Raw genomic sequence first — 20,089 nt, forward strand, 5'->3', positions numbered from 1 at the left:
GACCCGCCCAAGCTACACAGCGGGTGACGCACTCGTAACGCTGACGGCAACGATCAAGAAGGGCTCCGTCGAAGAGACGAAGACCTTCACATTGACGGTAACGACGCTTGCACAAACCGATGCTGAAGCAGTTGCAGCAGCGAAAGATGTATTGACTGTAGGCTATGCAACTGGAGACACAGCCGCTGACGTGAGGCGGAACCTGACACTCAGCACGGCAGGCCTAGACGGAACGAGCATCACTTGGAGCTCGGATAAATCGAGTATCGTCGCAGCCAACGGAACGGTAACGCGCCCAAGCTACTCTGCGGGTGACGCACTCGTAACGCTGACGGCAACGATTACGAAAGGCTCAACAAGCGAGACGAAGACATTCGTCCTAACGGTACCAGCATTGCCGTACGTGCCTTCACCATCACAGCCTTCTGAGCCATCACAACCTGTTGAATCAACAGAAAAGGGCTTCGAGGTATGGATCAATGGCAAAGCCGAGAGCGTGGGAAAAGATGCGACAAGCGCACGTAATGACCAATCGGTTCTCACGATTACACTTGATCCAAACAAGCTGGCTGCGAAACTGCAAGCGGCAGAGCAAGGCACTGTCATTACCATTCCGGTTAACGATGCTTCCGATGTTATCGTTGGACAACTGAATGGCCAGATGATCAGTCAGATGGCGGATAAACAAGCGGTCCTGGTTCTTCAGACCGGACAGGCTTCGTATACACTGCCATCCGTAGAGATCGACATCCAAGCAATTGTTAAGCAGCTGGGTGTAACGGATCTGAATCAAATCAATGTGCAAATCGAGATTGCGAAACCTACCGCAGAAACAGCTGAGCTCGTGAAAGATGCAGCCGCTGACGGAGGCTTCGCGCTCGTGCTGAAGCCGATGCAATTTACGGTTAGAGCGCAACATGATGACCGTTCGATCGAACTATCGCAATTCAATTCGTACATCGAACGCACAATCGCAATTCCAGAAGGCGTTGATCCGAACAAGATCACAACGGCTGTCGTCGTTGAAGCAGACGGTACAACTCGTCATGTACCAACTAAGATTGTTCAACAAGGCGGCCGTTATTACGCTGTCATCAACAGCTTGACGAACAGCACGTATGCACTCATCGTGCATCCGGTTCAGTTCAAGGATGTTGAGGGGCTTGCAGCACAAGATGCAATTAATGATCTCGGATCGCGCATGATTGTCCAGGGATCGGGCAAGGGTCTATATGAGCCGCGCAAATCCATCACACGTGCCGAATTTATCGCCATTATCGTTCGTGCACTGGGGCTTGAGCAGATTAACGGCGTATCGCCATTCTCCGATGTGAAGCAATCCGCATGGTATAACGGTGCCGTTAACGCAGCGTACGCCTATCACCTGATTGACGGATTGGGCGACGGACAGTTCCATGCACAGGACGTCATCACGCGTGAGCAGGCAATGGTTATTATTGCTCGGGCAATGACACTTACGAAACTGACGGAGACAATCTCCGCACAGTCAGCGGATACAGCGCTGAAACCTTATTCGGATGCGGGGAACGTATCGATTTGGGCTGAACAGAGCATCATGCTTTGCCTGCAAGCAGGCCTTGTCAACGGCAAGAGCAGCAAGCTGTTAGCGCCTAAGGACCACATTACGAAGGCTGAGGTTGCGATCATCATCGAGCGGCTTCTGCAGCAGTCCGAACTCATTAACAAGCAGTAGCACATATCTCTTCAATGCAAAACAAAAGGCGGGATAGCGCACCAATCAGGTGCACTGTCCCGCCTTTTCCTTTATTCATCAACACGATACGCTAACACGTGAAAAAGCCGCCCGACGTCTCGGATAAACCGATCGTCAAGCGGCTGGATAATAGCTTAGTAGTTGCGGATCAGGTAATCGAATGCGCCGAGTGATGCCGTAGCGCCCGATCCCATCGAGATGATGATTTGCTTGTATGCACTGTTCGTGCAGTCGCCTGCAGCGAATACACCTGGGAGAGACGTTGCGCCTTGACGGTCAACTTCGATCTCGCCCATGCGATTGCGCTCAACGGTTTCGGCCAGCCAATCCGTATTCGGTACGAGACCGATCAGGACGAATACGCCTTGCAGCTCGATGTGCTGCTCTGCGCCAGTGTCGCGCTCAACGTAAGTAATGCCGTTTACTTTGTCCGTACCCGTAATTTCTTTCGTTTGAACGTTCTTCAGCACCGTTACGTTAGGCAGGCTGAACAAGCGCTTCTGCAATACCGAGTCGGCCTTCAGCTCAGGCATGAACTCAAGCACCGTGACGTGGCTTACGATACCAGCGAGGTCAATCGCGGCTTCGATGCCGGAGTTGCCGCCGCCGATAACGGCTACATGCTTGCCTGCAAACAGCGGACCGTCGCAGTGCGGGCAGTAGGCTACGCCTTTGTTCTTGAACTCTTGCTCGCCTGGAACGCCAACATTGCGCCAGCGTGCGCCAGTCGAGACGATAACGGTCTTACTCTTCAGTACAGCGCCGTTCTCGAGTTCAAGCTCAATCAGGTCTTTCTTCTCCAGGCGCTTCGCGCGCTGCAGATTCATAATATCGATGCCGTATTCCTTTGCATGCTCTTCCAGGCTCGCTGCAAGCTTCGGACCTTCCGTGTACTTGACACTGATGAAGTTCTCGATGCCGAGCGTATCCATGACTTGGCCGCCGAAGCGTTCAGCCACGATACCGGTACGGATGCCTTTGCGGGCTGCGTAGATCGCTGCGCTTGCGCCAGCAGGGCCGCCGCCAACGACGAGCACATCGAAAGGCTCTTTATCGGAGAGCTCTGATGCATCTGGGCCAGTGCCGAGCTTCGCAAGAATCTCTTCAAGCGACATACGGCCGCTGCCGAACGATTCGCCATTGAGGTAGACCGTCGGAACAGCAAGAATGTCCTTGCTCTCGACTTCTTCCTTGAAGGCAGCGCCATCAATCATCGTATGCGAAATGCCAGGGTTCAGGACGCTCAGTACGTTCAGCGCCTGCACGACATCCGGGCAGTTGTGGCAGCTCAGACTGATGTAGGATTCGAAACGATATTCACCCTTGATCGCCTTGATCTGATCAATAACGCTCTGATCGACCTTCGGCGCTCTGCCGCTCACTTGCAGGAGGGCGAGTACAAGAGATGTAAATTCATGTCCCAGCGGGACGCCGGCGAACGTAACACCAGTATCTTCGCCAACACGGTTGACGCTGAAGCTTGGCGTTCTCTCGAGCTGTGCCTGCTCTACGGTAATCCGGGAAGACATGCTGGCAAGTTCATTGACCAATGCCAGCATCTCTTCAGATACGCTATCCGACCCCGCATTAACCTTCAGCACGACGTCGCTTTCTAAGAGCTGCAGATATTGATTTAACTGTGCTTTGATTTCGGAGTCGAGTGCCATAGATATCCGCTCCTTAGATCTTGCCTACGAGATCGAGGCTAGGTTTCAGCGTCGCAGCGCCTTCTTGCCATTTAGCAGGGCATACTTCGCCTGGATTATTGCGAACGTATTGAGCTGCTTTGATTTTGCCGACGAGGATGCTCGCGTCACGGCCGATGCCGCCAGCGCTGATCTCAACGGATTGGATCACGCCGTCTGGGTCGATGATGAACGTACCGCGGTCAGCCAGACCGTCAGCTTCGATCAGAACGTCGAAGTTGCGGGAGATCGTGTGCGTTGGGTCGCCGATCATTGCGTACGTGATTTTGCCGATCGTTGCCGAGCTGTCATGCCAAGCTTTGTGCGTGAAGTGCGTATCCGTCGATACGGAGTAAACTTCTGTGCCGAGCGCTTGCAGCGCAGCGTATTGGTTTTGCAGGTCTTCGAGTTCCGTAGGGCATACGAACGTGAAGTCAGCTGGGTAGAAGCATACTACGCTCCATTTGCCTTTGAAGTCTGCTTCTGTCAGGTCGATGAAAGCACCGTTTTTGTAAGCTGTTGCTTTGAAAGGTTTTACCTCGGATCCGATAAGGGACATTGTTCATTACCTCCAAATATATATAGTGTTGCCTCGCATACTGTGCGGATGACCGGTAGCGTGCTGGGCGATAATTATTGTCTGTTTATAATAATTCTAATCTAGCTGTTTGTCAAGAAAACTGACGTCTTATTTCTTGGTTTGAAACGGACTTAAATCTGGCACTCGACAAAGTCCCACAGGATACTGTGTTCCAAGAATAGTCAAATCATTCATACAGACGTATGTAATCGCGCCAACTGGGCGTAGACAAGGTTCATTTTACCATAAAGATGGGTTTGACACTATGTGCAGTGGAGAACGATTCTCACTGTTCACAGAACGATAACATATAGAGGAAGTTCAAAAAGATCGCTTCAGATCACGAAGCATCTCAAGGAGTGTACTCGGATCGAATCTTGGATGAAGCCGAGACTTCCGGTTCTCACGCAGCACTATGCTCCGATCCTCATTCCACGTCGGTGCTGAAAACCGAACTTTTTGAACACGTACTTTACTTAGGAGAGAGCAGGACGAATCTGCCCGTATGAGCTATGATAAGGGGACAGGCGATAACGTTAAGTTGGCACATATAATGGGTAGTCAAGGAGAGCTGGATGAGACCGATAACGATAGGCATGTTCGCCCACGTCGATGCGGGGAAGACGACGCTGGCCGAGCAACTGCTGTACCATACGAATAGCATTAGGGAACGGGGACGAGTCGACCATAAGGACGCTTACCTCGACAGCCATGAGATCGAGCGGGCGCGGGGCATTACGGTGTTCGCCGATCAGGCGGTTATGTCCTATAAAGATACCACTTATTATCTCATCGATACGCCGGGTCACGTCGATTTCTCGCCGGAGATGGAGCGCGCCATTCGGGTGATGGATTACGCCATTCTCGTCGTCAGCGCGGTGGAAGGCGTGCAGGGGCATACGGAGACGGTGTGGCAGCTGCTGCACAAGCATCGTATCCCGACGTTCTTCTTCCTTAACAAAATAGATCGAGTTGGCGCCGACGTCGACCGTGCAATGGACGAAATTCGCATGCATCTGACGGCGGATGTGTGCAGCCTGAACGGAAACTTCACCGGTGGTGCGGTTGGAGAAGCACTGCGGGAGAGCATGGCGGAGCGGGACGAGCAGGTGTTGGATGCATTCCTCAGCGGGGCAGATGATCCGAGCTACTGGCTGCGGACGCTGCAGACAATGATCAGTGGCGGAACGATCTATCCATGTGCAAGCGGCTCGGCCCTTCAGGATGAAGGTGTTGTCGAGTTCCTAGACCAGCTTCATAGATTGACGACCGTGAACGACGATGAACAAGCCAAGTTCGGAGGACGCGTCTACAAAATCCGTTACGACCAGAGCGGCGTGCGTCACACGTATATCAAAGCGTTGAGCGGCGCGCTCAAGGTGCGCGACGAGCTGACGTATCGCATCAGCGGCAGCGAAGGCGACGAGCAGCTAATCGAGAAGGTCACTCGGCTGCTCATCGTGAACGGAACAAGGTCGCAGCCGGTTGATCAGGTGGCGGCGGGTGATCTGTTCGCAGTGATCGGGTTATCCGCTGCGGAGACTGGGCAAGGCGTAGGCGCCTGCTCGGACAAGCTTGATTATGAGCTGGTGCCAACGCTGACCTCGAAGGTGAACTTCTCGGATACGCTCAATGTGAAGGATGTGCTTCGCGCCTTCCGCATGCTGGATGCCGAGGACCCTTCCTTGAACGTTATTTGGGAGGAGACGCTGCAGGAAATTCATATCCACGTCATGGGCGTCATTCAGCTCGAAGTGCTGCAGCAGATTATGAAGGACCGGTTCCAGATGGCGGTGACGTTCGGCAGTCCTGAGATTTTATATAAAGAAACGATCGCGACCACAGTGAGAGGATACGGCCACTTCGAGCCTCTCAAGCATTATGCGGAGGTGCATCTGCTGCTCGAGCCGGGTGAACGAGGCAGCGGCATTGCATTCGAGAGCGTATGTCATCCGAATGAATTAAGCATCGGCAGCCAGAATGTCATCCGCACGCATCTATTCGAGCGCGAGCATCACGGCTTGCTGACAGGCATGGCGGTGACCGATATTAAGGTTACGCTATTGAAGGGTGCGGGGCATAACGAGCATACGCATGGCGGCGATTTCCGTGAAGCTACATTCCGTGCGCTGCGGCAGGGGTTGGAGAAGGCGGACAATGTGCTGTTGGAGCCGTATTATCTATTCAAAATCCGTGTCGAGCTCGATGATCTCGGCAAAGTGCTGTCGGACATTCAGCGGGCGAGCGGCCGCTTCTACCCGCCGCAGACGACGGCGACGCATGCAGTCGTCACAGGAAGTGTCCCTGTCGCGACCTTCATGCATTACAGCACGGAGCTTGCCGCGAATACGCATGGCAGAGGCACGATTCATCTCGCGTTCGGCGGTTATGATCGGTGTCATAACGCACAGGAAGTCATTGAACGGAAAGATTACCGGAAGGACGCGGATCCACTGTACACGTCATCCTCCATCTTTTGCGCGAAGGGGCATGGGTATATTGTGCCTTGGGATGAAGCAGAGGCGAAGATGCATCTGCTATAGCGGCTTAGGGGATGGTGGTGCAGGGCCGGCGCATACTATTATTTTTTGCGAAAAAATGTCATTTCTCGCTCGGGTTGCACAGGTATTGCATGTACGGCGTCGAACTGTAACCATCATGGAGGTGACGTTTTGATGTCGGAGCAAGACAAGAAGCCGGAATCCCCGAAGGAGCGTCCAGGCAGCCAGAGGGACACGATTGAGGAGGCATTCCCTACCTCGGTGAACGGTCAAGTAACGGATTAACGAATAGCAGGCACCCATCGAGGTGCCTTTTTGTGTTGTTAACTAGAAGGGGGAAGTGACGATTGTGATCGGGTTGGCTTTATCCGGCGGCGGGTATCGGGCATCGTTGTATCATCTTGGCGTGATGGCCCGGCTGGCCGACGAAGGACTGCTTAAGGAAGTACATGCCTTATCCACGGTATCCGGCGGATCGATCGTAGGTGCCTTTTATTACAAAATGCTGTGCGAGGAGCTTCAACGCGATCGTCTGCTCACCGATCAGGATTACCGGAACTTGATGCAGCGGGTCATCGGGGCGTTTCTCCCCGTCGTCCAAGAGGATTTGCGTGATCACGTGGTCCTATCAGGCGCGATCTCGCGAATGTTCCCGAAGCCGGTCTGTCAGCTGCTTTGGCCGATCACGAGACGGTTTCCTAAGCTTGCGCCGTACCTCAATCCTGCGACCAAGTTCGATTCTAAGCTGGCGTACGAGATGAACACTCTTATATTCGAATCCGTCGTGCTGCGCGACCTGATGGCCCCGCCCGTTCATCCTGCGAACAAGAAGCCGGAGCTGATTATGAACACGTCCATTTTGGAAAATGGGCAGCCGCTGTTCATCTCCACGGATCGGAGAAGCCCGCTGTGGCAGCTCAATGAGCAGAATCATTCGATTCGGGTTGATGAGGCGATGAATCTGGCCTTATCTACAGCGGCAGCTGCCTCTGCTTGCGTCCCTGGTTTATTCGATCCTATTCGTATTCCATTCGGAGATCGCGTGGTGCATGGAGTGGACGGAGGCGTATTGGATAACTTGGGCGGCCATGCGATTCAACTGCTCGAGCAGGATGGCATGCAGGTTCTGCTCAGTGATGCATCCAAGCCCCTTCGCATGGAGAATTATCCGGAAGTCGGCTCCGCCGAATCGTTCTTCCGCATTCAGGACCTGTTCATGAACGCCATCCGCGACCTGCGGATCGGGGGGACCGACGATATTGTAATCGACATGTGCAATGACATCCCGGGCATCGATCCGGCTGTGCGGACGTTAGCGATGAATATGAGGACGGATTTGAACGCGTTCTCAGAGGTGGAAGCCTATACGTTAATGTATGTCGGATATCATGCCTGCGGCGAGCAGATCGGCAAGCTGAAGGGGCCATCCATAAGCGAACAGGCAGCGAAGAGGATTTCAGGCGAGCAGTGGCCATTCATGGCTGTTCGCGAATATGCCGAGATGCCTTCGCAGCAATACCTGAGGCTGTTAGGACAGAAGGAGCCGAAACGCCACTGGCTGCCAGAGCTGACGATGCCGCTTATTCGGCGATATGGGTACAGCCTGTTTTATTTGACGATATTGGCATTTATCTCAGTCCGTCACGGGTTGTATGATGCGATCTGGTACGTTGTTTTATTCCCGATCATTGCCGCAACGCTCGGGGGAACGCTGCTGCTTAAACGGCAAATCGCCAAAGGGAAGCGCAAGGGAACGATGGCATCCTTGGCGAAGAAGAACAGCAGTAGGCACACCGCTGCTTCTGTTTAGAACGGGGTTTGCACGCCACTCTAGTTATTAAGGAGTTAACGAATATGGTGCAAAATCAACAGCTAGTTGTACATGAATTGTCTGCCATCCCTTATGTGAAGGTTCATGGCAGAACGACAGGGTCGCTGTCGCCGCTCGTGCTGTTCTGGACCGGAAGCGCGATTGAGCTTAATGCGGCGGGAACCGAGCTTTGGGTGGAGGTCGAAGCCCGTTATGATCAATACGAGCCGTGGATCAGCATTCTGATCAACGGCGCACCGGTGAGCCGTATGATGGTTACAGCCGGCAAGCACTGGATTTGCGTGTTCAGGGGCATGAACGGTCAAGCTGTCAAAAATGTGCGCATCGTCAAAGATGTGCAGGCAATGAGCGGCGACTTGGGCTGTTCCTTGCGCATTCATGCGGTGAAAGGCGACGGTGCTTTTCATCCGGCGGCACAAGCTTCCCATCGCATCGAATTTATCGGAGACAGCATCACCTCTGGCGAAGGCGCTATAGGCGCGAAGCAGGAAGAGGACTGGATTCCGATGTGGTTCAGCGCTGTCGACAACTATACGGCCATGACGGCAGATAGGCTGAATGCCGATTACCGGGTCATATCGCAGAGCGGCTGGGGCGTTCTGACGGGCTGGGACAACAATCCGCATAACAACATTCCGTCGTACTACGAGCAGGTGTGCGGCGTGCTTGCGGGAGCGGACAACGAAGCGCTTGGCGCGCATGAACCGAATGATTTCGCAGCTTGGCAGCCTGACGTTATTGTTGTGAATCTCGGGACGAATGACGGCGGGGCATTCCATTGGGCAGAGTGGCGGGATCCGTCGACGGGAGTCTCATATAAACAACGATTGAATGCTGACGGCAGTTATAACGCGGAAGATATCGCCGCGTTCGAAACGGCAGCCGAGCAGTTCTTAACGAAGCTCAGACGGTGCAATCGGGACGCGCATATCGCATGGGCCTACGGCATGCTGGGAACCCCGATGATGCCGGCTATTCGCCGCGCAGTGGATGCTTATGCCCTCCGCTCAGGGGACCGCAAGGTATCGATCTGCGAGCTTCCGGCTATGACAGATGAGACGACCGGGGCAAGAAGCCACCCCGGCCTCCTTGCACATCGGCAGGCGGCAGAGGTCTTAACGAAGCATATTGAGCGTTTGTTGTCTGCCAAAAAAGGCTAATTGTTGATCTATGCCATAGAAAGCATGGAGTCAAGAGAATGGGATCTCATCGACTCAGAGGAATGATATGTTCGTATTGTAAGAAGAAGATCCAATAGGAGAAGCAGGTCCACTTGCTTCTCCTATGGATTCATTGTTACACTCAACATATAATTGATTCATCACTAAGTAGACAATGACCGGAGATGGAGATTATGGCTAAGAACGATAACGTATCGGTGAACCGAAGGGCAGACATTATTTCCGCAGCGATCGAAGTGTTCGCAGAGACGGGCTATTACCGCACAACGACGGCGCAGGTGGCGCAGCGGGCAGGCATTTCGCAGCCTTATGTATTTCGGTTCTTCGCGACCAAAGAATTGCTGCTGCTGGCGGCACTGGAAGCATCATGGGAGCGAGTCGCTGCGGCGTTCCGACAAGTCGTCGCTACCGCTTCGCCAGATCGACTGGAGCAGGAGCTGATTGAAGCATACGAGGAGCTGCTTGCTGCTCATCGGCAGGAGACGCTGCTGCAGATGCAGGCCCAGACGATTCAAGAGGAGTCCATTCGCGCTGCGATGCAGGATGGCTTGCGAGAGGTGCGCGGTATTGTGCTGGAGGCGTTCCGGGCGCAAGGAATCGCGAATGCGGAAGAACGGACCCTGTTGTTCCTTGCCCGCGGCATGCTGTGCAACATTGCGATGGCGCTTGATCTGCCGGAATTAATGGACGGGAAGAGAGGCTGAACAAGGCTTCTCTTTTTTTTACATTTAGTTATTGACCAATCACTCACAACTTGATATAGTGAGTTCAACAGAAGTTAGTGATTGATCAATTACAAATCGGAGGCTGATGAAAAATGAAAAAAGCAATCGTTATTGGAGCTACTGGCGGAACAGGAGCGGCGGTGACAGAGGAGTTGGTGCGCAGAGGGGTGCCTGTCATCGCGTTTGGCCGCTCACGCAGCAAGTTGGAGCAGTTCGCCGCTCGTCTCGGCAATCCGTCTCATCTATCGCTGGCCGTCGGCGACGCGTTCCGGACAGATGATGTAGCATCCGCATCCGAAGACGCAGATGTGCTTTTCCATTGCGCGAACGTCCCGTATCACGAGATGGAGACGAAGCTGATCCCGCTTGGCGAGGCGGTTATGGAAGCGGCTGACCGACGCGGCATGCAAGTGGTCGTAATCGATGGCATTTACCCCTACGGCAGAAGACAGGCGAACTTGGTGACGGAAGAGCATCCGAAGCGGCCGCATACGCGCAAAGGCAGGACTCGTCTTCAATTCGCCGAAATGATATTCAATAAGCGCTGGCGTAACGCCCGCCCGCTCATTGCCCGCCTGCCGGACTATTACGGTCCGACAGCGAACCAAGCCTCGTACCTGGGCGGTACGCTTGAGGCGATTGCGGCAGGCAAAATGGCGATGTTTATCGGGAATATGCATGTGCCGCGAGAGTATGTTTATCTGCCTGATGCAGCGAATATGATTGTTGAGCTGTCGCTTCATGATCATGCTTACGGGCAGGAGTGGAACATTCCCGGCGGCGGCATCATTGCCGGCAACGACATCGTACGCATTGCGCGTGAAGTATCGGGCGTCAAGAAGCCGGTGCTTCCTCTAGGCAAGCGTAGTCTGGCGGCGCTTGGGTTGTTCGTTCCAGTGATGAAGGAGGTCGTCGAGATGTTGTATTTGACGACGGAACCGCTTCGTCTAAGCGGGGAGAAGTATAAGCGTTGGATTGGTCCGATTAAAGCAACAAGCTTCGAGCAAGGAATTGCCGAGACGATTCACGCGTTGAAATCGTAGTGCAGACAAGACGGTGAATGGAAGACACTATCGATAGTTGGCAGCAGGGAACGGCAGGATATCAGACATACTTCAAGCGAACACGGAGGAGCAGGCAGATGATTGAGCGGTATATCTATCGGGCGGCATGGAAGCAAGGTCAGAAGGAAGAAGGAATCGCATCACTGGCGGGGAGCAACCAAGCGTTGGAACTTGTACGGCAAGGGCGTCTCATGACGGCTGCCGCCTTCCACTGGCGCGACAACCTGTTTCTCTATTATGAATGCATCGATCGGGAAGCCGCTCCCGAGGAAGTCGCGGGTGCAGCGGTGCCCTTCTTGAGCGATTGGCCGGGCCAGCCTGAACCACGCAAGTGGATTCGCATGGTCGATGTGTTCCACTTCAACGAGCCCGCGGATAAGGAGCATTGGCTGCGGAAGTCACCTGTCGAGCAGCGTAGAGGACGCGTGGCGCATCTGAAGCCGGATATGGCAAGCAGCTATATCTACTACCATTATCAGCTGCAGGAGGAGCGTGCGTTCTTCGGCCCCAAATACGAGATCATCGGCATGCATGAGAATCTGTTATTCGGCTATCAGGAGTTTCCGAATATGGTGGAGGAGCCAACTGTACCAGGGCGCCTGAACACGAAGGGGACGCCGGTCAATTGGAGCGACTCGCGGATGGATGTTCATTTTCAGCCGTGGGATGATGATGGGTATCTGTACTTTAAGCCGATTGAGCAGATCTTCTCGCACTATATCGGCGATCTTAAGCAGAATAAATGAACCGCATGAATGCATGCCAGACAGCCGTATCTCGGTCAGCCGACGATGCGGTTGTTTTTCATGTCTTTTATCGAGTGACTTTATTGCTTTTCACCGTGAAGGTTGTTCTTATGCGGTAGCCTTTGTTACGATAGAGGTTAAGTAACTACGTTCAGAAGGCAGGATAAAGAATCATGACATCGAACAATAGCCAGCGCTATCGCTTCACGGAAGCACCATTCTGGGAGCTGCAGCGGCAGTATTATGAACAGCTGGGATTAAAGGCGTGGAACAACGATCAGGTTCCGCAATATATAACATGCAATCCGATGATCGCGAATGCTTATGCGGAGATGATCATGGGGCTGATGCAGGATCGGGCGAGTCAAGGGCATACCTCGGATACGGTTTATATCGTCGAGTTGGGGGCCGGAGCGGGCAGGCTTGCTTACCATGTCATTCATGAGCTGTGCGAGCTTATGGACTATGCCGGCAAGGACTTGCCGCCATTCCGCTATGTCATGACCGATCTGGCGATGAGCAATGTGACCGCATGGCAGCAGCATCCGAAGCTGCAGCATTACGCAGCGCAAGGGCTGCTCGACTTTGCACGATTCGATGCAGTGAATGATACGGAGTTAAATCTCTTTGTGTCCGGTTTGACCATACAATCAGGCGATCTGCAGCAGCCTGTGGTGATCATTGCGAACTATGTCTTCGACAGTATCCCGCAAGAGCTGCTCTATATCGGAGATGGCCGCACTTATGAAGCGGACGTTTTCGTCGAGTATACGGAGCAAGCAGCACGCGATACGGTATCCGGGAAGCTGAAGCCAGCGGACGAGCTGAATCAAATCAAGCTGCGTTATGAGCATCGGCGGGAGCCGGCTTACGAACGGGAGGATTACCCATACCGTGATCTGATCGCATTGTATCAGGAGGAACTGGAGGATTCGCATTTTCTGTTCCCGGTAGCGGGCCTCACTTGCTTGGAACGGATTAATGGGCTGTCGCGGTCGGGCTTCGTATTGCTGACGGCGGACAAAGGCGATCATCTGCTCGACAACTGGAAATTCGCCGAGCCGCCTATACTGACGCTGCACGGCAGCTTCTCGCTTATGGCGAACTATCATGCGTTCGTGCATGTATTCGAGCAGCGCGGGGCGCTGGCTCTGTTCCCTGAGCAGCATTATCGCAATATCAACGTCGGGTGCATCATCCACGTCGATAACGCAAAGAGCTGCTATCAGACGAAGCTGGCGTACCGCCGATTTATCGAGCGGTTCGGACCGGACGAGTTCTTCAGCTTGAAGGAATGCGTCGATCAACAAATAGACGAGTTGAAATTGCATCAAATCATGAGCTTCTGGCGTTTAGGCGGTTATGATGCGGAATTCTTCATCCAGTGCGCGAAGCGGATATCGAGTTTGCTGCCGGACGCTAATGATGAGGAAATCGAGGATCTCCATTGGGGGATCGAACGCATGTGGTCCGGATACTACATCATGGCTCAGCGATACAACCTGGCGATGGATGCGGGGCTGATCCTGTTCGAGATGGATCGGTACGAGGATGCGAAGCGCTACTTGGAGATCGCCGTCGAGGAGGAGCAGGGCGACGTCGTATCGACGGTCTTCTACTGCCTCGCCGTCTGCAGCTTCGAGCTGGAGCAGGAGGACGACGGGATCAAGTATTTGAAGGCGCTGCTTGAACTGGAGCCCGACCATGAGGAAGCGGCGGCGCTGCTGCAAGGGTTGGAGCAAGGCTAGCTTAGTTGGACGTCAGAGGGATCGCCTGCTGCGGTTGTTAGCTGCAGCGGGTGATTTTTTCTATTTACAGATTCTTACTTATTCGTTATAGTGTTGTTTATTATAGACACATACGCTGTCAAATGCGACGATGAGGACAAGTACATTCGAAGAAGCCCTTCAGAGAACTGCCGGTTGGTGCGAGGCAGCGGGAAATCGGATGGAAACATCGCCTCTGAGCTGGCCCCCGAACATGAGTAGGCGGGCACGGGATTCCGCCGTTACAAGGAAGCATCGTTGTTGGACGATGGCGAGGTGGGCGTATGACGTCAATCAGGGTGGTAACGCGGAGCAGCTCCGTCCCTTAGGGGATGGGGCTTTTTTGTCGTTGCTGGTCCCGTTCAGTAACTAGAAGAGGGGATGATGCTCGATGACAATGATGCAGACGAAGCGATTGACGCTGCGCCTGTTGGCGCCGCAGGATGCAGAAGCGATAGAGCGCTTGGCCGCGGACAAGGAGGTGGCGGATACGACACTTGGTATCCCGCACCCTTATCCGGCCGGCTCATCTGCAGGATTCATCCAGGGAATGATGGAAGCCGCGGAAAGAGGCGATAGCTATTCCTTCGCGGTGATACGCGCGGAAGATGAGAGTTTCCTCGGTATTGTCGGAATTCATCTGCAGCAGCGTCATAACACGGCGGAGTTGGCTTATTGGATCGGCCGTCCTTATTGGAACAGAGGCTATTGTACGGAGGCGGCGGCACGAGTCATGCAGTACGCTTTCGAGGAGCTCGCGCTCAATCGGGTCTATGCGGCGGCGATGACGCGCAACCCAGGCTCGTACAAAGTGATGGAGAAGCTGGGCATGAAGCATGAAGGCGTGCTTCGCAGTCATATCCGCAAGGGCGATGCGTACGAGGATGTGACCTACTACGGGATCCTTCGTTCGGAATATTACGCACGCATAGACAAGGTGTGATGATGATGGTACAGATACGTGTGTTGGAAGCAGCGGATGCTGCGAATTATCATGCACTGAGGCTGCGCGGGCTGATGACGAATCCGGAAGCGTTCGGCTCCACTTATGAGCGGGAAACGGGCTTCGCTCTAGCATTCGTAGAGGAGCGGTTAAAGCCTGCGGAAGACAAATTCACCTTGGGAGCGATCGATACGGACGGGCTGCTGGTTGGAATCGTTACGTTCGTGCGTGAGGCCAGTACGAAGATTAGACACAAGGGCAATGTGTACGGGATGTATACGGCGCCCGAGGTGCGAGGACAGGGAGTTGGCCGTGCATTGCTGCACGCTCTTATCGAGCGGGCCAGGAGCTGTAGCGGACTGGAGATCATTAACCTTACGGTCGTCACTGACAACGCACCTGCCCGCAGTTTGTACCAATCGCTCGGATTCGTCACATACGGCACAGAGCATCAGGCGATGAAATATGAGGGTCGATATTGGGATGAGGACCATATGGCGCTTAGACTCTAAGTATCGAATATCCGCACAAGAAAAACAGTCGTGCAGGAGATTGCTCTTCTGCTTCTGCACGATTGTTTCTTTGCATCGAGGAGTTTGATAGATGCTGCGGTGCAGACCGGTATTCGTCTTGAGGATGAAGAGGAATAACGGCAGCGTCCGTCCAAACTATATAAGAGGCACAGTGCCGGCGCGCTGTGCCTTTATTTTATAAACGAGCTTATAGGCTCACGGAAGGAGCGGCTGCACCATGCAGATCCAGGTTGACCAGCAAGGCAGTTCGAGCGTTGCCATTATTCGAAGCGATGAGGTTATCATCAAGGAGGTGCAGGACGCATTGGACCTGATGGCAACGGTGAGGTATGAGGTGGATTGCGACAAACTATTGCTGCACAAGTCCAATCTTGCAGAAGAGTTCTTCGAGCTGCGGACGAAGCTTGCGGGCGATATTTTGCAGAAATATGTGAACTACGGCTTCAAGCTGGCGATTGTCGGCGATTATAGCGGCTATGAGAGCAAGAGTCTAAGAGACTTTATCTACGAGTGCAACCATGGGAAACAATTCTTCTTCGTCAGCACCGAGCAGGAGGCGCTCGAAGCGCTGCACGCTGTCCAGTAAATTGCGGCCTAAGAAAGGTTCACCAAACAAGAGATGGGCGAATATCCTGCTGAAGCGAAGTTAGGCGAAGGAGGATATGAAAGGTGATTCCTTATTATCCGTATTACGGTTATGAGACGCGCTGCACCCAGCAGCCGATTACGTTCCCGCCGCAGCATCAGAATGTTCAGCCGGGCCTGGAATATATCATGAATCCGATCCCGATCTCGGATAATCCGCAGTACAAGGGGAGCGGCAAGCTTGCGGGTAAGGTGGCCATCATTACCGGGGGAGACAGCGGTATCGGCCGCGCGGTGGCGATCGGCTTCGCGAAGGAAGGCGCTTGCGTCGCCATCGTCTATCTCTATGAGCGCAAGGATGCTGAAGATACGAAGCGAATGATGGAACAGTACGGCGGCCGGTGCCTGCTTATTGAAGGCGATTTGCGCAAGCCGACATTCTCAGCGGAGGTTGTTCGCAGAACGCTGGAGGCCTACGGAAGATTGGACATTCTCGTCTTGAACCAGGGCGTTCAATTTCCTCAGACCAGCATTCTGGACATAACCGACGAACAGCTCGAGAATACGTATCGGACGAATATATACCCGATGTTCTATATGACGAAGGCGGCACTGCCGCACTTGAAGCCGGGCAGCGCCATCGTTACGACAGCATCCGTCACTGCTTATGCAGGTGCGCCGCTGCTGGTGGATTACTCTTCAACCAAAGGCGCGATCGTATCCTTCACGCGTTCGCTGTCGCTGCAGCTTGTGCGTCAGGGCATTCGGGTCAATGCGGTAGCGCCAGGTCCGATCTGGACGCCGCTGATCGTATCCAGCTATTCGGCGGAATACGTGAAGACGTTCGGCCTAGAGACGCCGATGAAGCGGGCAGGTCAGCCTTTCGAGCTGGCGCCGACGTATATTTACTTAGCTTCGGACGATTCATCCTACGTGACGGGCCAGGTGCTGCACGTTAACGGCGGTGTGATGACGGAGACTTAATAGAATCCGGACAGATCCAGCGAATAGTCGAGAGCAAACTAAGAAGACCACTCCTTTATGGAATGGTCTTCTTTTCCGTGCATAGGGCAGGGTGTCTATGTCTGAAAACCAAGCCGATAAGCTGCATCTCATTTAAGAAGACGCAGTATCATCATGTAAATAGGTCTCCTCCAGCAAGCTGACTAATCAGCAGACGGAGGGGGCTTTTTTTGTTTGAATAACAAACCCATAAACAACCAATTGAGAATAAACCTAGAAACGTTGGGGACGATAATAGCGATCTGGATAGGAGGAGTGGCGGTGAGTCTTAGCGAGCTGTATGACCAGCACATTCACCAGCCGATGAAGCAGCTGCCGGACTATAAGTAACATCATTTTCGCATCGACGGCGAGGTTTCGGCCTATTGCGCTTATCTGACAACGCGGCAATTTCGTATATGCGGGCGGAGAATTGAAGAAGGAGCAGCTCGTTCCGTTATGCGGGAAGGAAAGGAGGTGCGAGATGATTCCGTTTCTTGTGGTCATTCTGTTTGCGGCGGGACTGTTCTACTACTATTGGAAGCGGAAACGGCTCAAACGAGAGATGGCTGTTTTCGCCGTTCTGTCCCTTGCCAGCATCGCACAGCTGTACACGCTGGTGACGGACAAGCCATTCCGAATAACGGCAATCATTGCGGCGGTCATTCGAGGGGCCGCCTCGTTGGCGGGATAGTCGTTGGTCACGCACAAAAAAAAGCTGCACCGCGTTGAATCGCGGGTGCAGCTTCTTCTCATTGGACTAACAAAGATTAATAAGCCGTCCATCCCGCATCGGCAGCGATTACGGTGCCGTTGACGAAGCTGGACTCGCTCGACGCGAGGAACAAGGCGACCTTCGCGATTTCCTCCGGTTCGCCGGTACGCGGATTGATGGCCATGCCGGCCATTGCGCGCTCCGCACCGAACGGGTTCGGCTGGTTGATGGACGTCGCAATGTTCGTAGCCACGCCGCCTGGCGCAATCGCGTTGCATCGGATACCCTGCTTCGCATATTGGAAGCCGACGTTCTTCGTGAAGCCGACAACGGCGTGCTTCGAAGCCGTATATGCAGCGCCGGCGCGGGAACCATGCAGACCGCCTGCCGAAGCGATGTTGACGATAACGCCTGCTTGCTTCTCCAGGAACAATGGGAGTACTTTGCGCGTTGTACGCATCGGACCTGTCGCATTGACCGCGAATACACGATCCCACAGCTCGTCCGTAAGTTCGCCTGCAGGGACGAAGTTGTCCATGATGCCGGCGTTATTCACCAATATATCAACGGTGCCGAACTTCTCGACAGTCGCATCGATCAGCTGCTGCACGTCTTCTTCTTTCGCTACATTCGCTGCCACTGCCAGGGCAGTACCGCCTTTGGCTTCAATGCCGTCTACAACGGCTTGCGCAGCTTCAATCCGCAAGTCGGAAACAACAACTTGTGCTCCTTCAGCCGCATAAAGCTCGGCAATCGCTTTGCCCATGCCCGATGCAGCGCCCGTTACAACAGCTACTTGTCCAGAAAGTCTCATTCGGATGACCTCCAAAGGTTAGTTAGTAGACAGATGTTCAATAACCATACATCTGTTTAATTCGAGTATAATGAATAGAGAACCGAGCAAACAATCAGTAAAAAAGGCGCTTTTGTTAGTTAACGATCATTTCGACGTCATTTGTTGAATAACGAAGGATGGTTTTTTATGACCGAGTTGGGCAAAAAAGTGGACAGGCGCGTTCTGAGGAGCAAAGAAGCGCTGAAGCAGTCGCTTCTTCACTTAATGGAGCAGAAGGACTACGATGCGATTTCGATAACGGAAATCGTGGAGCAGGCGAATTATAACCGCGGCACGTTCTATACGCATTATGAGAACAAGGAAGCGCTGCTCGGCGACCTGATGGAGGATTTGATTCAAGATCTGTTGAAATCGTTCCGCGCGCCATACGAGCATCAGGACATTTTCCGAATCGACGAACTGACTGCGAATTCCGTTCAAATCTTCGAGCACATCTACGCCAATGCTGCTGTCTACACGATTCTGCTCAAGAGCAAGGTCATCCTCAGCCTGAAAGAGCGGATGTTCCAAGCCATTAAGCAGATCTCGATGGAGGAACTCGTCTACGAGAACACAGACAATGATATTAATCCCGAACTATCGGCGGTTTATGCGATTCACGCCTTGCTTGGCCTTATTTTTCACTGGATAGAGGGTGGGTTCAAGTATCCGCCCACTTATATGCAGGAGCAGCTTATTCTCATTATTAATTGGCGGCCGCGAGAGGCGAGAACGAATCGGAAGAGGCAATAAGCAATAATGAATGAAATCTAAGAAAGCTAGGACGCTTAGTAACGCTGTTTGGCTTCGAAAGCGCGCTGACAGCTGATTTTCCCTCATTTATGTATTTATTGGTAAATTAGAAAGCGCTTAGATTCCACTAGTTGGCGAAAACGGCATGTTATACTTCCACTACAGCACGAGACCAACCACAGGAGGCATATCATGACACTCAATTGGATGAAGAGGACGGTCATTGCAACGACCTGCTGCTTCGCTCTTCTGTCTGGCGCAACCCTCATCGATGGCATTAACGTCGGACAAGCTCATGCGGCTGCCGCGACGAACGCTTCGGCCAAGGCTGACAGCATTATCGCACTGGCGAAATCGCTCAAAGGCAAAGTAACGTACAAATTCGGGACGAACAACCCGAGTAAGCTTATATTCGACTGCTCCTCTTTCACGAAGTATGTATTCGGCAAGTATGGCGTAGACCTTAAGTGGGGTACCAAAAGCCAGCGCCTGCAGGGTACGTATGTATCGAAGAGCAATCTGAAGCCCGGCGATCTGATCTTCTTCGACAACGGCAAGACATCGACGATCAACCATGTCGGCATCTATATCGGCAACGGTCAATTCATTCACAATACGATTGGCTCGAACATGAACGGCATCTATATTCGCGATCTGAGCGATTATTCGAAACGTTATTCGACTGCAAGACGCGTGCTGTAATCATTAATAACGCTATAAAGCAGCCATTGGGACCCGATAATAGCGGTTTCACTGGCTCTTTTTTATTCGATTTAGCTGCTTATATATGGATTTTTACATGATTCTCGGAAATTTTCTCCGCTGTTGGAATCGGTTCGCTATAATAGAATTGTTATAACTCTATACCATTACGCTGCTCGAAGAGACTTCAACTGCTGCTCGTGAGCG

General features: G+C 53.1%; 19 protein-coding genes and 1 other annotated feature. Of the genes, 16 read left to right on the forward strand and 3 right to left on the reverse strand.

Going from position 1 to position 20,089, the window contains the following annotated elements; genetic code table 11:
- The coding region (locus SBI19_RS16330; protein WP_317970024.1) for an S-layer homology domain-containing protein at nt 1–1,714 on the forward strand (1,714 nt) is incomplete at its 5' end.
- Between the two features lie 155 nt (nt 1,715–1,869).
- On the opposite strand, the gene ahpF is transcribed toward SBI19_RS16330, so the two are convergent.
- A complete protein-coding gene (ahpF, locus tag SBI19_RS16335; protein ID WP_317970026.1) occupies nt 1,870–3,402 on the reverse strand; it encodes an alkyl hydroperoxide reductase subunit F in 1,533 nt (510 codons plus the stop codon).
- Nucleotides 3,403–3,415: 13 nt separating this feature from the next.
- Nucleotides 3,416–3,979: an alkyl hydroperoxide reductase subunit C gene (gene ahpC / locus SBI19_RS16340; protein WP_317970028.1), complete on the reverse strand. Its 564-nt coding sequence runs from the start codon at nt 3,977–3,979 to the stop codon at nt 3,416–3,418.
- A 596-nt stretch (nt 3,980–4,575) separates the two neighbouring features.
- Here ahpC and SBI19_RS16345 point away from each other — a divergent pair.
- From SBI19_RS16345 to SBI19_RS16405, 13 genes are all read left to right on the forward strand, one after another.
- Complete coding sequence (locus tag SBI19_RS16345; RefSeq protein WP_317970030.1) at nt 4,576–6,543, forward strand: GTP-binding protein; 1,968 nt, start codon at nt 4,576–4,578, stop codon at nt 6,541–6,543.
- A gap of 307 nt (nt 6,544–6,850) precedes the next feature.
- Nucleotides 6,851–8,311 carry a patatin-like phospholipase family protein gene (locus SBI19_RS16350; protein ID WP_317970032.1) on the forward strand — a complete coding sequence of 487 codons (1,461 nt, stop codon included), beginning with the start codon at nt 6,851–6,853 and terminating at the stop codon, nt 8,309–8,311.
- Between the two features lie 44 nt (nt 8,312–8,355).
- Complete coding sequence (locus SBI19_RS16355; protein ID WP_317970034.1) at nt 8,356–9,492, forward strand: SGNH/GDSL hydrolase family protein; 1,137 nt, start codon at nt 8,356–8,358, stop codon at nt 9,490–9,492.
- Between the two features lie 194 nt (nt 9,493–9,686).
- Nucleotides 9,687–10,217 (forward strand): TetR/AcrR family transcriptional regulator, encoded by a 531-nt coding sequence (locus SBI19_RS16360; protein WP_317970036.1) that lies wholly within the window; start codon nt 9,687–9,689, stop codon nt 10,215–10,217.
- Between the two features lie 113 nt (nt 10,218–10,330).
- The gene (locus tag SBI19_RS16365; RefSeq protein WP_317970038.1) at nt 10,331–11,281 is read left to right on the forward strand and encodes an SDR family NAD(P)-dependent oxidoreductase; all 951 of its coding nucleotides are present in this window, start codon (nt 10,331–10,333) and stop codon (nt 11,279–11,281) included.
- A 98-nt stretch (nt 11,282–11,379) separates the two neighbouring features.
- Complete coding sequence (locus SBI19_RS16370) at nt 11,380–12,048, forward strand: hypothetical protein (RefSeq protein WP_317970040.1); 669 nt, start codon at nt 11,380–11,382, stop codon at nt 12,046–12,048.
- Nucleotides 12,049–12,221: 173 nt separating this feature from the next.
- Nucleotides 12,222–13,796 (forward strand): tetratricopeptide repeat protein, encoded by a 1,575-nt coding sequence (locus SBI19_RS16375; RefSeq protein ID WP_317970042.1) that lies wholly within the window; start codon nt 12,222–12,224, stop codon nt 13,794–13,796.
- Between the two features lie 118 nt (nt 13,797–13,914).
- Nucleotides 13,915–14,143: a binding site (T-box leader), on the forward strand.
- Nucleotides 14,144–14,205: 62 nt separating this feature from the next.
- Nucleotides 14,206–14,757: a GNAT family N-acetyltransferase gene (locus tag SBI19_RS16380; protein ID WP_317970044.1), complete on the forward strand. Its 552-nt coding sequence runs from the start codon at nt 14,206–14,208 to the stop codon at nt 14,755–14,757.
- A gap of 5 nt (nt 14,758–14,762) precedes the next feature.
- Nucleotides 14,763–15,269, forward strand: coding sequence for a GNAT family N-acetyltransferase (locus SBI19_RS16385; RefSeq protein ID WP_317970046.1), 507 nt, complete (start codon nt 14,763–14,765; stop codon nt 15,267–15,269).
- 238 nt (nt 15,270–15,507) lie between these two features.
- Complete coding sequence (locus tag SBI19_RS16390) at nt 15,508–15,876, forward strand: DUF4180 domain-containing protein (protein WP_317970048.1); 369 nt, start codon at nt 15,508–15,510, stop codon at nt 15,874–15,876.
- 83 nt (nt 15,877–15,959) lie between these two features.
- Complete coding sequence (locus SBI19_RS16395) at nt 15,960–16,859, forward strand: SDR family oxidoreductase (protein ID WP_317970050.1); 900 nt, start codon at nt 15,960–15,962, stop codon at nt 16,857–16,859.
- 213 nt (nt 16,860–17,072) lie between these two features.
- The gene (locus tag SBI19_RS16400; RefSeq protein WP_317970052.1) at nt 17,073–17,228 is read left to right on the forward strand and encodes a hypothetical protein; all 156 of its coding nucleotides are present in this window, start codon (nt 17,073–17,075) and stop codon (nt 17,226–17,228) included.
- 133 nt (nt 17,229–17,361) lie between these two features.
- Nucleotides 17,362–17,571 (forward strand): hypothetical protein, encoded by a 210-nt coding sequence (locus SBI19_RS16405; RefSeq protein WP_317970054.1) that lies wholly within the window; start codon nt 17,362–17,364, stop codon nt 17,569–17,571.
- A 76-nt stretch (nt 17,572–17,647) separates the two neighbouring features.
- On the opposite strand, the gene SBI19_RS16410 is transcribed toward SBI19_RS16405, so the two are convergent.
- Nucleotides 17,648–18,406: an SDR family oxidoreductase gene (locus SBI19_RS16410; protein ID WP_317970056.1), complete on the reverse strand. Its 759-nt coding sequence runs from the start codon at nt 18,404–18,406 to the stop codon at nt 17,648–17,650.
- A 168-nt stretch (nt 18,407–18,574) separates the two neighbouring features.
- Between SBI19_RS16410 and SBI19_RS16415 the strand changes: the two genes are divergently transcribed.
- Entirely contained in the window at nt 18,575–19,180 is a 606-nt protein-coding gene (locus tag SBI19_RS16415) for a TetR/AcrR family transcriptional regulator (RefSeq protein ID WP_317970058.1), read from the forward strand.
- Nucleotides 19,181–19,372: 192 nt separating this feature from the next.
- Complete coding sequence (locus SBI19_RS16420) at nt 19,373–19,882, forward strand: C40 family peptidase (protein WP_317970060.1); 510 nt, start codon at nt 19,373–19,375, stop codon at nt 19,880–19,882.
- The last annotated feature ends 207 nt before the right edge of the window (nt 19,883–20,089 follow it).

The sequence above is a fragment of the Paenibacillus sp. CCS19 genome (genome assembly GCF_033239625.1).
Taxonomy (GTDB): domain Bacteria; phylum Bacillota; class Bacilli; order Paenibacillales; family Paenibacillaceae; genus Paenibacillus_T.

Coding starts and splice junctions, on each gene's coding strand:
- ahpF (WP_317970026.1), bottom strand. CDS start 3,402: ATGGCACTCGACTCCGAAATCAAAGCACAGTTAAATCAATATCTGCAG.
- ahpC (WP_317970028.1), bottom strand. CDS start 3,979: ATGTCCCTTATCGGATCCGAGGTAAAACCTTTCAAAGCAACAGCTTAC.
- SBI19_RS16345 (WP_317970030.1), top strand. CDS start 4,576: ATGAGACCGATAACGATAGGCATGTTCGCCCACGTCGATGCGGGGAAG.
- SBI19_RS16355 (WP_317970034.1), top strand. CDS start 8,356: ATGGTGCAAAATCAACAGCTAGTTGTACATGAATTGTCTGCCATCCCT.
- SBI19_RS16360 (WP_317970036.1), top strand. CDS start 9,687: ATGGCTAAGAACGATAACGTATCGGTGAACCGAAGGGCAGACATTATT.
- SBI19_RS16365 (WP_317970038.1), top strand. CDS start 10,331: ATGAAAAAAGCAATCGTTATTGGAGCTACTGGCGGAACAGGAGCGGCG.
- SBI19_RS16370 (WP_317970040.1), top strand. CDS start 11,380: ATGATTGAGCGGTATATCTATCGGGCGGCATGGAAGCAAGGTCAGAAG.
- SBI19_RS16375 (WP_317970042.1), top strand. CDS start 12,222: ATGACATCGAACAATAGCCAGCGCTATCGCTTCACGGAAGCACCATTC.
- SBI19_RS16380 (WP_317970044.1), top strand. CDS start 14,206: ATGACAATGATGCAGACGAAGCGATTGACGCTGCGCCTGTTGGCGCCG.
- SBI19_RS16385 (WP_317970046.1), top strand. CDS start 14,763: ATGGTACAGATACGTGTGTTGGAAGCAGCGGATGCTGCGAATTATCAT.
- SBI19_RS16390 (WP_317970048.1), top strand. CDS start 15,508: ATGCAGATCCAGGTTGACCAGCAAGGCAGTTCGAGCGTTGCCATTATT.
- SBI19_RS16405 (WP_317970054.1), top strand. CDS start 17,362: ATGATTCCGTTTCTTGTGGTCATTCTGTTTGCGGCGGGACTGTTCTAC.
- SBI19_RS16410 (WP_317970056.1), bottom strand. CDS start 18,406: ATGAGACTTTCTGGACAAGTAGCTGTTGTAACGGGCGCTGCATCGGGC.
- SBI19_RS16415 (WP_317970058.1), top strand. CDS start 18,575: ATGACCGAGTTGGGCAAAAAAGTGGACAGGCGCGTTCTGAGGAGCAAA.
- SBI19_RS16420 (WP_317970060.1), top strand. CDS start 19,373: ATGACACTCAATTGGATGAAGAGGACGGTCATTGCAACGACCTGCTGC.